General features: G+C 66.4%; 11 protein-coding genes. 10 read left to right on the top strand and 1 reads right to left on the bottom strand.

The genetic code is table 11. The features are described from left to right. The first annotated feature begins 84 nt into the window (after window positions 1-84). The 3 genes from BLT60_RS07070 (at window position 85) to BLT60_RS07060 (ending at window position 5587) form a co-directional block, all read left to right on the top strand. Window positions 85-2793: a cation-transporting P-type ATPase gene (locus BLT60_RS07070; RefSeq protein WP_244521165.1), complete on the top strand. Its 2709-nt coding sequence runs from the start codon at window positions 85-87 to the stop codon at window positions 2791-2793. 118 nt (window positions 2794-2911) lie between these two features. Then, the gene (locus BLT60_RS07065) at window positions 2912-3910 is read left to right on the top strand and encodes an amino acid ABC transporter substrate-binding protein (protein WP_090875681.1); all 999 of its coding nucleotides are present in this window, start codon (window positions 2912-2914) and stop codon (window positions 3908-3910) included. Window positions 3911-3937: 27 nt separating this feature from the next. Continuing rightward, window positions 3938-5587, top strand: coding sequence for a L,D-transpeptidase family protein (locus BLT60_RS07060; protein ID WP_175478322.1), 1650 nt, complete (start codon window positions 3938-3940; stop codon window positions 5585-5587). 33 nt (window positions 5588-5620) lie between these two features. Here the strand turns inward: BLT60_RS07060 and BLT60_RS07055 are convergent, their stop codons facing one another. Then, window positions 5621-6073 (bottom strand): hypothetical protein, encoded by a 453-nt coding sequence (locus BLT60_RS07055; RefSeq protein ID WP_090875679.1) that lies wholly within the window; start codon window positions 6071-6073, stop codon window positions 5621-5623. A 221-nt stretch (window positions 6074-6294) separates the two neighbouring features. On the opposite strand from BLT60_RS07055, the gene BLT60_RS07050 reads away from it, so the two are divergent. The 7 genes from BLT60_RS07050 to cofH are packed head-to-tail and all read left to right on the top strand — an operon-like array spanning window position 6295 to window position 13961. Then, a complete protein-coding gene (locus tag BLT60_RS07050) occupies window positions 6295-7212 on the top strand; it encodes an LLM class F420-dependent oxidoreductase (protein WP_090875678.1) in 918 nt (305 codons plus the stop codon). Between the two features lie 30 nt (window positions 7213-7242). Then, complete coding sequence (locus BLT60_RS07045) at window positions 7243-8418, top strand: M24 family metallopeptidase (protein ID WP_090875677.1); 1176 nt, start codon at window positions 7243-7245, stop codon at window positions 8416-8418. 23 nt (window positions 8419-8441) lie between these two features. Then, on the top strand, window positions 8442-9113 hold the full coding sequence (gene npdG / locus BLT60_RS07040; RefSeq protein ID WP_090875676.1) for an NADPH-dependent F420 reductase: 672 nt from the start codon (window positions 8442-8444) through the stop codon (window positions 9111-9113). 3 nt (window positions 9114-9116) lie between these two features. Then, complete coding sequence (cofE, locus tag BLT60_RS07035; RefSeq protein WP_090875675.1) at window positions 9117-9887, top strand: coenzyme F420-0:L-glutamate ligase; 771 nt, start codon at window positions 9117-9119, stop codon at window positions 9885-9887. After that, complete coding sequence (cofD, locus tag BLT60_RS07030) at window positions 9884-10846, top strand: 2-phospho-L-lactate transferase (RefSeq protein WP_175478321.1); 963 nt, start codon at window positions 9884-9886, stop codon at window positions 10844-10846. Before cofE ends, cofD begins: the two co-directional genes overlap by 4 nt. Beyond that, a complete protein-coding gene (cofC, locus tag BLT60_RS07025; protein WP_090875674.1) occupies window positions 10843-11529 on the top strand; it encodes a 2-phospho-L-lactate guanylyltransferase in 687 nt (228 codons plus the stop codon). The genes cofD and cofC overlap by 4 nt, the downstream gene beginning before the upstream one ends. Further along, window positions 11526-13961 (top strand): 5-amino-6-(D-ribitylamino)uracil--L-tyrosine 4-hydroxyphenyl transferase CofH, encoded by a 2436-nt coding sequence (gene cofH / locus BLT60_RS07020; RefSeq protein WP_090875673.1) that lies wholly within the window; start codon window positions 11526-11528, stop codon window positions 13959-13961. The genes cofC and cofH overlap by 4 nt, the downstream gene beginning before the upstream one ends. Window positions 13962-13968: the final 7 nt, after the last annotated feature.

Here is a 13968-nt window from a genome sequence, read left to right as displayed (position 1 = left end):
CCGACTGGTAGTGCAACCTGACGAGGAGAGATCGCAATTCCCGATTCTCATCAGACGAGGCCCTCGCACCTAGATAGGCGCGCCATGGTGAATGGCAAAGGTCCAACGCCGCCGCGGCGTGACTGGCATGCGATGTCGGCCGACGATGTCTCCGCGGAACTGGCATCGCGGCATCTCGGCCTGACTACCGCCGAAGCTGCCGAGCGCCTTGAGGTCTACGGGCCCAATCGGCTGCCGGAAACGCGCGGACGCAGCGCGCTCGTCCGGTTCTTCAGCCAGTTCGCAAACGTGCTGATCTACGTCCTTCTCGCATCCGCGATCGTCGCAGCCTTCCTGGGCGAGCTGGTCGACGCGGCCGTCATCCTCGCCGTGGTCATCGCCAACGCCGTCATCGGCTTCATCCAGGAGGGCAGGGCGGAACGGGCGCTCGATGCCATCCGGGCGATGATCATGCCGGGGGCGACCGTGATGCGGGACGGGCACCGGGTAACGGTGGACGCCGACACCGTCGTGCCTGGCGACATCGTATTGCTGGAAGCCGGCGATCGGACTCCGGCCGACCTGCGGCTAGTCAAGGCCCGCAACCTGCGGATCGAGGAGGCAGTGCTGACCGGGGAATCGGTCCCTGTCGACAAGGGCGTCGAGGCTGTCGACGCATCGGCCGTCCTCGGCGACCGGCGCTCGATGGCCTATTCCGGCACGCTAGTCGTCGCCGGGCAGGGTGCAGGCGTCGTCGTCGCCACCGGTGTCGAGACCGAACTCGGGGCGATCAGCACGCTGCTTGGCACCGTCGAGACGTTGACCACCCCGCTTGTCCGTCTCATGGACCGGTTTGCCAAGCAACTCACCGCCGCCATTCTTGGCGTTGCGGTGATTGGTTTCGCCTTTGCCGTGCTGGCCCGCGGCTATTCGGTCGCCGATGCGCTGATGGCGATGGTCGGGCTGGTCGTCGCCGCGATCCCCGAGGGGCTGCCGGCCGTGATGACGATCACCCTGGCGATCGGCGTCCAGCGCATGGCGCGACGCAACGCGATCGTCCGACGGCTGCCGGCGGTCGAAACGCTGGGCGCGGTCTCGGTGATCTGTTCGGACAAGACCGGGACGCTGACCCGCAACGAGATGACCGTGCGCTCGGTGGTGACCGCGGACGACAGGGCGGAGGTGACCGGAGTCGGCTACGAGCCCGCCGGCGACTTCGAAGTCGCCGGCGCAAGGATCGAGATCGCGGAGGGCACTGTTCTCGGCGACATCGCCCTGGCCGCCATCCTCTGCAACGATGCGAGGCTGCGGTCGACGGACGCCGGATGGCTCGTCGAGGGCGACCCGATGGAGGGCGCCCTTATTTCGCTGGCAATGAAAGCCGGGCGCGGCGAAGACCGTGAGCGCTTCCACCGTGTCGACGAGATCCCCTTCGATTCCCGGCACCGCTACATGGCGACGCTGCACACCGATCAGGCCGGGGCGGCCGTCGTCCATATCAAGGGCGCGCCAGAGCGTCTTCTCGCCATGTGCACGCGGCAACGCGGTCGCGGCGGGTCGGAGCCGATCGATCGGCAGCGCTGGCACGAGGAAATCCATCGGCTGGCTTCGGAAGGCCAACGGGTCCTCGGCTTCGGCATGAAGCCCGCCCCTGCGGCAGCAAAGGACCTTGCCGCCGATCACCTTGAGAGCGACGTCGTCTTTCTCGGCATCGTCGGGATGATCGACCCGCCGCGTGCCGATGCGCAGGACGCCGTGCGGGAGTGTCTTGCCGCCGGGATCAAGGTGAAGATGATCACCGGCGACCATGCCGCGACCGCCTCGGCGATCGGGCGGCAACTGGGGCTTCTCGACCACGACCGGGTCGTCACCGGGGCACAGCTTGAAGACCTGGAGCCGGCGGCGCTGCGGGATCTGGCCGAACACTCGGCGGTGTTCGCCCGCACCAGCCCGGAACACAAGCTCAGGATCGTCGAGGCGCTCCAGGCCGGCGACGCGGTCGTCGCGATGACCGGAGACGGCGTCAACGACGCGCCGGCGCTGAAGCGCGCCGACGTCGGCGTGGCGATGGGCAGGCAGGGCACCGAAGCCGCCAAGGAAGCGGCCGAGATGGTGCTGCTCGACGACAACTTCGCGTCCATCGTCGCCGCGGTGCGCGAGGGGCGGACCGTTTACGACAATATCAGGAAGGTGATCGGCTGGACCCTGCCGACCAGTATCGGCGAGGCCCTGGTCATCATCGCCGCTATCCTCGCGGGCTTGGCGCTGCCGGTGACGCCGGTCCAGATCCTGTGGATCAACATGATTACCGCCGTCGCCCTCGGCCTGACGCTGGCGTTCGAGCCGACGGAACCGGGAACGATGACGCGTCCGCCACGATCGCCGTCGGCGGCGCTGCTGTCGCCGTTCCTCGTGTGGCGGGTGGTACTCGTGTCGCTGCTTTTCGTCGGTGGCGCCTTTGGCATGTTCTTCTGGGCGCTTGATCGGGGGCTTGACCTCACCACTGCCCGGACGCTGGTGGTCAATACGCTGGTGGTGATGGAAATCTTCTATCTGTTCAGCGTCCGCTACCTGAACATGACCTCGATCACCCTGCGCGGCATCGTCGGCACGCCGGCCGTCCTGATTGGTGTCGCGGGGGTCGTCGTCGGGCAGTTCCTCTTCACCTATGCCCCGTTCATGCAGGCCATATTCGGGACTCGATCGATCGCCATGGTCGACGGACTGATCGTCATCGGCATCGGGATCCTTCTGCTGGTGCTTCTGGAGATCGAGAAGCTGCTGCGACGGTGGTTCATGCGCCGTCTGGCGTGAGGCTTGCGGTTGCCGGGCGGGCTTGGCTCGGCTGCGGTGTCGACCTAGGCTCCCTGGAGCAGATTCGTTGATGAACGAGCAGAGTTGGAGAGATCCTGTGATCCAGATACCGGCGCCCATGCGCCTGCTGCGAGCGACGCTCGCCGCCTTTCTTGGCCTTGGGATTCTTGGCTCGGCATCGGCGTCGACCCTTGACGATGTCCGCAGTCGCGGCACCCTGGTCTGCGGCATCAGCGAGGGCCTGCCCGGCTTCTCGGACCGCGACGCTGCAGGCGCCTGGTACGGCTTCGACGTCGACTTCTGTCGGGCGGTGGCGGCGGCAGTGCTCGGCGACCCCGACAAGGTTGACTATGTCCAGCTTTCCGCCACGGACCGGTTCAAGGCCCTGACCGACAGCAAGATCGACCTCCTGTCGCGCAACAGCACATGGACCATGTCGCGCGACCTCGACCTCGGCATCGATTTCGCCGGGATCGCCTATTACGACGGCCAGGGGTTCCTGGCGCACGCTCTCGATGGAATGTCCAGCGCGCTGGAACTGCTTGGCGCCCGGATCTGCGTCGTCAGCGGAACGACGACCGAAGACAACGCGGCGGCGTATTTCGCCAGGAACGGCATGGACGTGACCTTCGAACGGTTCACCGACCGGACCGAAGCGCGCCGTGCCTATGCCGCCGGTGAGTGCGACGTCTACACGGCCGACAGTTCCGCGCTGGCAGCCGAACGGTCGCTGCTGGAAGTGCCCGACGATCACGTGATCCTGCGGGAGGTGATCTCCAAGGAGCCGCTCGGTCCGGTGACCCGCGAGGGGGACGCCGGGTGGAACGAACTCGTGCGGTGGACGCTCTACGGGCTGATCAACGCCGAGGAGGATGGGTTGACCGCGGCGGCCGTCGGCGACTCAGCCAATCGGGACAGTGCCGTTGCGCTCGGCAAGGCGGCCGCGACCGAGTTCGGAATCGCGGACGACTGGCTCGCGGTGGTTCTCGCCTCCGTCGGCAATTACGGGGAAATCTTCGAACGAAACCTGGGTGAGGGGACGCCGCTCGCCATTCGCCGTGGCGTGAATGCGCTCTGGACCCAGGGCGGCATCCTCTACGCGCCGCCGATGCACTAGGGCGACAAGACAATGACGGAGTCCGATTTGAACAGGTCATCCCAGGTGTTCGGTGGTTTGCGCGCGGTCTTCTTCGCGCTGGCCGTTGCGTGTTGCGTTTCGCCGGCCGCTGCCCTCGACGGCTTGACCGACCAGGATCTGGCGACGGTTCGGGTCAATATCGTCGACCTGCTGGCCAGCGAGCCGAACCTGCCGCTGCCGGTGCGCCAGCGCCAGGAAGCGCTAGCCGCCTATTATGCCGGCCAGGGCGGCGAACTGCTGTGGCTCGGGCATGAGCGGGCGCCGGCCTTCATTGAATGGATGCGGTCGGCCGCCGATGACGGCCTCGACCCCGCCGCATACCCGACCGAGCAGCTCGTCAACCTCAGCGATGCCATTCCGGTCACCGACGATCGCGGTCGTGCGATCATCGAACTGCATTTTTCCGCGGCCTTCCTCGAATATGCCTCCGATCTCCGGGTCGGGCGTTTTCTGCCGCGCAAGGTCGATCCCAACTTCTTTCTCCAGAAGCGCGAGATCGATCAACTGGCGGCGCTTGAGGAACTGGCGTCGGCACGCAACCTCGACCAGTTCTTCATCGGCTGGCAGCCGAGCGCCCCGGAATATGAAGAGTTGCGCGTCGCGCTCGGGGACTATCGCGCCCTTGGCCAGGCTGGCGGGTGGCCGCAGGTCCCGATGGGCGAAACGCTGAAGCCCGGCATGACCGATCCGCGTGTGCCGATGCTGCGCGCCCGTCTCGCGGTGACCGACGGCGCTTCGCCCGAGGCACCGGTTGGCGCGGAAGACCTCTATGACGACGAACTCGTTGCGATCGTCAGAAGCTTCCAGGCGCGGCACGGGCTCGAGATCGATGGCCTCGTCGGGCGGGGCACCATCGTCGCGCTCAATGTGCCTGTCGAGGATCGCATCCAGGAAATCATCGTCGCAATGGAACGCTGGCGCTGGATGCCGGAGTCGCTCGGCGAGAAATACGTGATGGTCAACATCGCCGGCTTCGAACTGACACGCGTCAGCGATGGCAAGGTCGAGGAGAAGATGGCGGTGGTGGTCGGCAAGCCCTATCACCGGACGCCGGTCTTCAGCGACGAGATCCGCTACCTCGAGTTCAATCCCTACTGGAACGTGCCGTCGAGCATCGCCCTGAAGGAGGAGTTGCCGAAGCTGCGCAAGAATCCCGGTGCCCGCGCGGCGGCCGGCTTCGAGGCGGTGCGTGGCGACACGGTCTATCCCCTGACGTCGATCAACTGGAACCAGTACGGACCGGGCAACTTCCCGTTCCGGCTCCGGCAGCGGCCCGGCCCGAACAACGCGCTCGGGCAGGTGAAGTACATGTTCCCCAACCAGTTCAACGTCTATCTCCACGATACGCCGTCAAAGAGCCTGTTCAGCCGTGCCGATCGCGCCTTCAGCCATGGCTGCGTGCGCCTGTCGCGGCCGCTCGAATTGGCGCCGCCGGTGCTCGCCGCCGGTGGGTTGTCAGGGTGGGATATTGGACGGGTGAACCAGGTCGTCGGCAGCGGCCAGCGGACGGTGGTCAGCCTGGAGAAGCCGCTCCCGGTTCACATCACCTACTTTACTGCCTGGGTGGACCAGGGTGTCCCGAATTTTCGGGCAGACGTCTATTCGCAGGACGAGAAGCTGATCGCCGCGCTCGGTGGCCAGTCGATCGCCTGGTAGGGGCGCAAGGCGGCCAGGCCCGGTGGCTGCCTGTCAGCGTTGGCAGCTGATGTTGGTCATGTGGGTATTGCCCCGGAATTGCAGGTAGAGATTACGGTTGTCGGCCGGCGTGACCATGAACTCGAAGGGCTGCCAGCCCGCGTCCTGCCGCAGGAGCTGGCCTGATACCGATATCGCCGTGCCGCGCGGACCGTTGGCGGTCATGCCCCAGCGGCCCTGACCCTGGACGGGGATCTGAACGCCCAGTGACGGGCTGTAGTAGAAGCCCTGCATGGCGTAGGTGCTGTCCGGCTGCAGGATGATGCCGAATTCCCAGTAGTGGGTATCGATCGGGTTCTTGCTGAACGGCTCCATGCTGTAGCGGCAGCCCCACTGGCCGGCATATTGGCCGGCGCCCTGATCCTGCGAAAGAGCCGGCTGAAGCGGCAAGAGCGCTCCGGCCGCGGCGGCAAGGCAAAGTCTCGAAAGGCGACGCCAGAGATTCATGTCCCGATGTGCTCCTTCGCTTGTCGGATGCTTCGGCATGGGGACGAGTAATCATCGAACCCGACCATTCCGAGTAGAAATTATGGGCGTAGAAAGGTCATCTGTCATCCACGACCCTCGTCCGGAGGCGATGGCCACGGAAGCATGGTTCTTTCGGCCGCAAACCGAGGTGTGATACGACACCGGCAAGACGTTGAATCTGCTTCTAGGAAGGCGTGTAAATGAAGATTGGTGCACTGTTCCCGCAGTTTGAGATCGGCCTCGATCCGGTCAGCATCCGGGATTTCTCGCAAGCTGCAGACGACCTCGGCTACACGCATCTGACCAGCTTCGACCAGATCATCGGACTCAACAAGAAAAGCCGGCCGGACTGGAAATACGTCCATGACGCGGAGGACATGTTCCACGAGATCTTTGTCCTCTTCGGATATCTCGCCGCGGTGACCACCCGGATCGAATTCGTCACCGGGATCCTGGTGCTCCCGATGCGTGGCACGGCGCTTGTCGCCAAGCAGGCAGCGGAAGTGGACGTGTTGTCGAACGGGCGTTTGCGCCTCGGCATCGGCGTCGGGGTCAAGCCGGAGGAGTTCGAAGCCTGCGGCGAGGATTTCGGCAATCGCGGCAAGCGTGTCGATGAGCAGATCGACGTTCTTCGCAAGCTGTGGACCTCCGATCTGATCACCTACGAGGGTGAGTATCACCGGATCGAGGACGGCGGCATCAACCCGTTGCCGATCCAGCGTCCGATCCCGATCTGGATCGGCGGCATCTCCAAGGCGGCGATCCGGCGGACGGCGCAGCTCGGTGACGGCTGGCTGCCGAATTTCCAGGCCGACGATCTCGGCAAGCGAAGCATCGATGCGATGAGAGAGATGGCAGTCTCCTATGGACGCGATCCCGACACGATCGGCATCGAGGCGACCATGACGATCATCGATCGGACGCCGGAAGAGCTCCGCACCGAGATCGACGATTGGCGCAGGATCGGTGCGACGCACATCACCATCAACACAATGCCGGAGCGCTGGGTCGAGGAAGAGAAGCGCTGGAACAAGGCGGCGATCGGTGGATTGGCCAACCCGCAGGCGCATATCGACGCGGTGCGGGCATTCCACGCCAATTTCCCGGAATTGTTCTGAGCCGCGCCCAGGCCCGGTGGGCCACTTAGGATGAGCGCGTTTTCGAAAGCGGAGTATGCCGCGCGGCTTGCGCGGGTGAAGGCGTCGATGGGCGAGGCCGGGGCCGATGTGCTCGTCCTCGCCGATCCCGCGAGTCTCAATTACCTGACCGGATACGACGGCTGGTCATTCTATGTGCACCAGTATGTCGTGGTGATTGGCGACCGCGAGCAGCCGCTATGGATCGGTCGGGGAATGGACGCGCCAGGGGCGCGGCTGACGAGTTGGCTCGACGAAGACAGCCTCGTTGCCTATCCGGAGAGCCATGTCGACTCCGAGACGCTGCATCCGGCGGCTTTAGTCGCCGGGGAACTGCTCCGCCGGAAACTCGGTTCGGCGCGGATCGGCGTCGAAATGGACTCCTGGTACTATACCGCACAGGCCCATGCCGAACTGGTCGCCGGCTTGCCGTCGGCGCGCTTCGTCAATGCCCACCGTCTTGTCGGATGGGCGCGTATCGTCAAGTCGCCGGCCGAGATCGCCATGATGCGTGGCGCGGCGGATATCGTCTCGGAAGCGATGAAAGTGGGCATCGACGCGGTGGCGCCGGGCGTCCGCGAATGCGATGCCGTGGCCGAGATCATGGCTGCGCAAGTCCATGGCACCGCCGGCTTCTGGGGCGACTATCCCGCGGCATTGCCCTCTGTTCCCAGCGGCGCCAAGAGCGCCGCGCCGCACCTGACCTGGTCGGGCGACCGTTACGAACAGGACAGTGTCGCCTATCTCGAACTTGGCGGCTGCCATAACCGGTACCACGCCGCTCTCGCCCGGACCGTCTATCTGGGCCGCCCGCCGGACCATCTGCTGAAGCTTGCCGCGGTTGTCGAGGAAGGTCTCGAAACCGCGCTCGAAGCGGCCCGGGCCGGCGTGACCTGCGAGGAGGTCGAAGCTGCATGGCGCGCTGTAATTACTCGCGCCGGCTACGAGAAGGCCTCCCGCATCGGCTACTCGATCGGGCTGAACTACCCGCCCGACTGGGGCGAAAGGACCGCAAGCCTGCGGGAGGGCGATCGCACGGTGTTGCGGCCCGATATGTGCTTTCACATGATCCTCGGTATGTGGGAGGACGACCGGGGGTTCGAATTGAGCGAGACGTTTCGCGTGACCGAAAACGGCAGCCCCGAGGTGATGACCCGGTTTCCGCGCGATCTGGTCATCAAGGCCTGAGCAGGGCCAGCAGGAGAGAGTTCATGGGTGATCAATCGACCGTCGTGGCGGTCATCGGCGGCACTGGCGCCCTCGGGCTGGGGATCGCACGCCGGCTGGCGCTGGCCGGATACCCGGTGGTGATCGGCTCGCGCGACGCGGCCAGGGCCGTTGCGGCGGCGGCGGAGATGAATGCCGCGCTTGGCGGCAGCGCAATCGTCGGCGCCACAAACAGCGAGGCGGCCGCTCGGGCGGAGGTCGTCTTCCTTGCCGTGCCCTTCGCCAGCCACGCGGCGATCCTCGACGAAATCGGGCCAGTGGTGTCCGGCAAGATCGTCGTCGATACGACGGTGCCCTTGCAGCCGCCCAAGGTTTCCACCGTGCATCTGCCGCCGGAGGGATCGGTTGCCGTGGCGACGCAGAACCGTCTTGGGTCCGATGTCCGGGTGGTGTCGGCGCTCCACAACGTTGCGGCGCACAGGCTGCAAAAGGACGAAGCCGTCGACTGCGACGTTCTGGTCTGCGGCAACGACAAGGATGCGCGAGCCATCGTCGTCACGCTGGTGGACGCGATGGGGCTGCGCGGCCTCGAGGCAGGTCCTCTGGCGAATTCGGTGGTCGCGGAGGCCCTGACCAGTGTACTTATCGGCATCAATCGTCGCTACAAGATCGATGGAGCCGGCATCCGGATCACCGGGACCGCAAAGCCAAGCTGACGAATGACTGTCCCGACCGTTACCCTTTCGGCGTTGCCCGGCCTTCCACCGGTCGAAGCTGGCGATGACCTGCCGGCGATGCTGGCGAGGTCGCTCCTGGCGGCGGACATCGGTCCGCGCGACCGGGATGTGCTCGTCATCGCCCAGAAGATCGTTTCCAAGGCAGAGGGCCGGCTGGTCGATCTCGCCACCGTCGTCCCTTCGGCCCGGGCCAGGGAACTGGCGGCGGTCTCCGGCAAGGAACCGCGCCTGGTCGAACTCATCCTGTCGGAATCCGGGACGATCCTGCGCAATGTCCCGGGCATCATGATCGTGGTTCACCGGCTCGGGCTGGTGATGGCCAATGCCGGGATCGACCAGTCGAATATCCGGCATCCGGAGGGCCGGGAGCTGGCGCTGCTCCTGCCGGAGGATCCCGATGGATCGGCGCTGCGGCTCAAGCAGGCGCTGGACGAGCGGTTCGGCGTCGATATCGGGGTCGTCATCGCCGACAGTTTCGGCCGCGCGTGGCGCCATGGGGTGACCGGAGTGGCGATCGGCGCGGCGGGGCTTCCGTCGCTGGTCGTGCGGACCGGGGAGGCGGACTTGTTCGGCCGTGAATTGCGCGGAACCGAGATCGGCTTCGCCGACGAGATCGCCGCCGCCGCATCGCTGGTCATGGGCCAGGCGGACGAAGGACTGCCCGCCGTTCTGGTGCGCGGCCTCGCCTGGGATCGCGATGCCATGCCCGCCGCGGCGCTGATCCGGCCGAAGGAACGGGACCTCTTCCGATGAGCAAGAGCGAGATCCCAGGCAAGGTCGTCGCCATCTGCGGCGGCGTCGGCGGCGCCAAGCTGGCCCTCGGGCTCTATCGGATCCTGACGCCGGAGCAGCTTACCGTGGTGGTCAACACGGGCGACGATTTCGAGCATCTCGGGCTGCATGTCTCGCCGGACATCGACACGGTCGTCTACACGCTCGCCGATCTCGCCGACCGCGAGCGCGGCTGGGGCCGGGCGAACGAGACCTGGGCCTTCATGGCCGCGCTCAAGGCACTTGGCGGCGAAGACTGGTTCAACCTGGGTGACGCCGATCTCGCCATGCATGTGCAGCGCACGCTCCGCCTGAAGGCCGGCGAGACGCTGACGACAATAACCTCCGACCTGGCGCGGCGACTTGGCATTGCCGCCGAGATCCTGCCGATGAGCGACGACCCGGTTCGGACCTTCGTCGAGACCGATGAGGGCGTGCTGGGCTTCCAGCGCTATTTCGTCGGCCGCCGATGCGAGCCCCGGGTCGAGCGGATCCGTTTCGACGGTGCCGAAACCGCCCGGCCGAGCCCGCGGGTGCTGGCGGCGCTTGCCGATCCCGATGTGCGCGCTGTAGTCATCTGCCCGTCCAATCCCTTTCTCAGTGTCGATCCGATCCTCGCGGTGCCGGGGATGCGCGCGGCGATCCGTTCGACGTCGGCTCCCGTTGTCGCGGTGACGCCGATCATCGGCGGACAGGCGGTCAAGGGACCGACCGCCAAGATCATGGCGGAACTGGATATCCCGGTAACGGCCCTTGCGGTGGCTTCCCACTATGAGGGCCTGATCGATGGCTTCGTGCTCGACGACAAAGACGCAGCCGACAGGGCGGCATTCCCGGTGGCGGTCGATGTCGTGCCGACGCTGATGCAAAGCATGGCGGATCGTGAGGCGCTCGCCCGTTCGGTCCTGGCATTCGCCGGTCGACTGGAGCCTCGGACATGACTCCCGTGGCGCCCTGGTGCGTCGTCCCGATCAAGCGTCGCGAGGCGGCCAAGCAGCGGCTTGCGTCGCTGCTTGGGCCGATGGAGCGCGCCGACCTTGCCGAAGCGATGGTTCGTGACGTTCTGACCGCTCTGTCGGCGGTGCGCGGGCTGTCCGGCGTCATGCTGGTGACCGGCGATGACGGCTTTGCCGCGTTGGGGCAGGATCACGGCTTTCGTGTTCTTGCCGATCCGACTGACGATGGCACCACCGCCGCGGTCGCGAGAGCGGCGGCGACCCTCCTGGGTGAGCGGGCCGCGTCGATGCTGGTTCTCCACGCGGATCTTCCGCTCGCCACCCCGCTTGCAATCGAAAGTCTCTTGGCAACCGCTGCCGACGGACCGCCGCTGACTCTGGTTCCGGACAGGAGGCGGCAAGGTACGAACGCGATGGTGGCCCGGCCGGTCGACCTGGTTCCGTTCTGCTTCGGCGCCGGCAGCTATCATCTCCATCAGCGGGCGGCGGAGGCGCGGGGAATAGGCTGGCGCGGTCTGGACGTCCCCGAACTTGCCCATGACATCGACCGACCGGACGATCTTGCCGCGATCCTCGACCACGACGGGGCAACGGGGCACTACCTGGCGCGCTCCGGAATAGGCGCACGCTTCCGCGCGACGGTTGACGGCCCGGAGGCGGTCCAGTGAATGCGTTGCTGAAACGCGCCGCATCGGGGCGCATCGAGGATGACGAGGCACTGCGGCTCGTCGAGATCGACGATCTCCCGAGCCTCCTTGCGGTCGCCTGCGATATCCGGAATGCCGGATATGGCTCGGTTGTGACCTATTCGCGGAAAGTCTTCATCCCGCTGACCCAGCTTTGCCGCGACGTCTGCCATTACTGCACCTTCGCCCATCCGCCACGACGCGGCGAACGGGCGTACCTCACCATCGACGAGGCGGTCGCCGTCGCCGAAGCGGGGCAGGCGGCCGGCTGTACCGAGGCGCTGCTCACGCTCGGCGACAAGCCGGAGTTGCGCTATCGCACGGCGCGGGAGGAACTGGCGGCGCTCGGCCATGCAACGACGCTCTCCTATCTCCGCGAGGTCGCTGCGGCGATCTTCGCCCGGACGGGACTCTTTCCGCATCTCAATCCGGGCCTGATGGAAGCGGCGGACCTTGCCGCGCTTCGGCCGGTGTCGGCATCGATGGGCATCATGCTCGAGACAGCCTCCGCGCGCCTGTCGGAGCGGGGAGGGCCGCATTTCGGATCGCCGGACAAGGAACCTGCGGCGCGGCTGACCACGATCGAGCGCGCCGGCGAAGCAGCGGTTCCCTTCACTTCCGGTCTCCTGATCGGCATTGGCGAGACCCGCCGTGAGCGCATAGAGGCGATGCTGGCGCTTCGCGCCGCGCATGAGCGGCATGGTCACATCCAGGAGATCATCGTCCAGAACTTTCGGGCGAAGCCGGGGACGCGGATGGCCGATGCTCCGGAGCCCTCGACCGAGGATCACCTGTGGACCATCGCGGTTGCCCGGCTGATCTTCGGGCCGGCGATGAGCATTCAGGCGCCGCCGAACCTGGCCGCTCCAGGCGAACTCGGGCGAATGATAGCCGCCGGGATCAACGACTGGGGCGGGGTGTCGCCGGTGACGCCGGACTACGTCAATCCGGAAGCGCCGTGGCCACACCTGAAGGTGCTCGAGGCGGCGACCGAGGCGGCCGGCAAGTCGCTCGCCCAGCGGTTGCCGATATACCCGGCCTATCTCCAGGACGGTGACCGCTGGCTCGCGCCGGAATTGCGCGTCGCCGCGCTGCATCGGGTGGACGCGGCCGGGCTCGTCCGCGACAGCGACTGGTCGCCGGGGATTGATGCCGAGCCACCGCACGAGGCCATCGCATCGCTGGATGTCGCGCCGGCGACGGGAAGGGCGGTGAACCGCCTGATCGACCGGGCCGTGGCGGGCGAACGCCTTGAGCCGGCGGCGATCGCGTCGCTCTTCGCTGCCCGTGGTGGCGACCTTGCCGCGCTCTGTGCTGCGGCCGATGAACTCCGTCGCGCGGTCAATGGCGACGCGGTCAGCTACGTCGTGACGCGCAACATCAACTACACCAATGTCTGCACCTACAAATGCCGCTTCTGCGCCTTCTCCAAGGGAAAGCTCAGCGAGAACCTGCGCGGCACGCCGTACGACCTGACACTTGACGAGATCGAGCGGCGGACGCGCGAGGCATGGGAGCGCGGAGCGACCGAGGTGTGCATGCAGGGCGGCATCCATCCCGACTTCACCGGGGCGACCTATCTCGACATCTGTCGCTCGGTGAAGGCGGCCGCACCGGGGATGCATATCCATGCCTTCTCGCCGCTCGAGATCTGGCAGGGGGCGGCGACGCTCGGCGTCGATCTCGACGACTATTTTGTGATGCTGCGTGAAGCGGGCCTCGGCACGCTGCCTGGTACCGCGGCGGAGATTCTCGACGACGACGTGCGCGCCATTCTCTGCCCCGACAAGATCCGGACCGGCGAATGGTTGCAGGTCATGCGCGCGGCGCACCAGGCCGGCTTCCGGACGACCTCGACGATCATGTTCGGCCACATGGAGACGCCGCTCTCCTGGGCGCGCCACCTGCTGGCGATCCGCGACCTCCAGGTTGAGACCGGCGGCTTCACCGAGTTCGTGCCGCTGCCCTTCGTTCACATGGAAGCGCCGATGTACCTGAAGGGGCTGGCGCGGCGGGGCCCCACCTTCCGCGAGGCAGTGCTGATGCACGCCGTCGGCCGGCTCGTTCTCCATCCGCACGTTCCGAACATCCAGGTGTCGTGGGTGAAGATGGGGGCCGAAGGTGCCGCGGCCGTGCTGCGGGCGGGCGCCAACGACCTTGGCGGCACGCTGATGAACGAGACGATCTCGCGCGCGGCCGGCGCCGCCCATGGCCAGGAAATGTCGCCCGAGGGAATGGAAACGCTCATCCGCTCGATCGGCCGCCAACCGGTGATGCGCACGACAACCTACGAGGCTGTCTCGCCCGAGCGTCGCGCGGCGGCATTCGGTGCCGGACCGCTGTCCGATGTGGCCAACACGCCGCTGCGCCGAAAAGGCGAGGCAGGCGAAGGCCGCTACGCCCAGCGGAAATGAAGGCCCT

Origin of the sequence: Bauldia litoralis (assembly GCF_900104485.1) — a bacterium.
In the GTDB taxonomy this organism is placed as follows: domain Bacteria; phylum Pseudomonadota; class Alphaproteobacteria; order Rhizobiales; family Kaistiaceae; genus Bauldia; species Bauldia litoralis.
Note: the sequence above shows the minus strand (reverse complement) of the source record. Positions and strands in the feature narration are given on the sequence as shown.

Coding starts and splice junctions, on each gene's coding strand:
- BLT60_RS07070 (WP_244521165.1), top strand. CDS start 85: ATGGTGAATGGCAAAGGTCCAACGCCGCCGCGGCGTGACTGGCATGCG.
- BLT60_RS07065 (WP_090875681.1), top strand. CDS start 2,912: ATGCGCCTGCTGCGAGCGACGCTCGCCGCCTTTCTTGGCCTTGGGATT.
- BLT60_RS07055 (WP_090875679.1), bottom strand. CDS start 6,073: ATGAATCTCTGGCGTCGCCTTTCGAGACTTTGCCTTGCCGCCGCGGCC.
- BLT60_RS07050 (WP_090875678.1), top strand. CDS start 6,295: ATGAAGATTGGTGCACTGTTCCCGCAGTTTGAGATCGGCCTCGATCCG.
- BLT60_RS07045 (WP_090875677.1), top strand. CDS start 7,243: ATGAGCGCGTTTTCGAAAGCGGAGTATGCCGCGCGGCTTGCGCGGGTG.
- npdG (WP_090875676.1), top strand. CDS start 8,442: ATGGGTGATCAATCGACCGTCGTGGCGGTCATCGGCGGCACTGGCGCC.
- cofE (WP_090875675.1), top strand. CDS start 9,117: ATGACTGTCCCGACCGTTACCCTTTCGGCGTTGCCCGGCCTTCCACCG.
- cofD (WP_175478321.1), top strand. CDS start 9,884: ATGAGCAAGAGCGAGATCCCAGGCAAGGTCGTCGCCATCTGCGGCGGC.
- cofC (WP_090875674.1), top strand. CDS start 10,843: ATGACTCCCGTGGCGCCCTGGTGCGTCGTCCCGATCAAGCGTCGCGAG.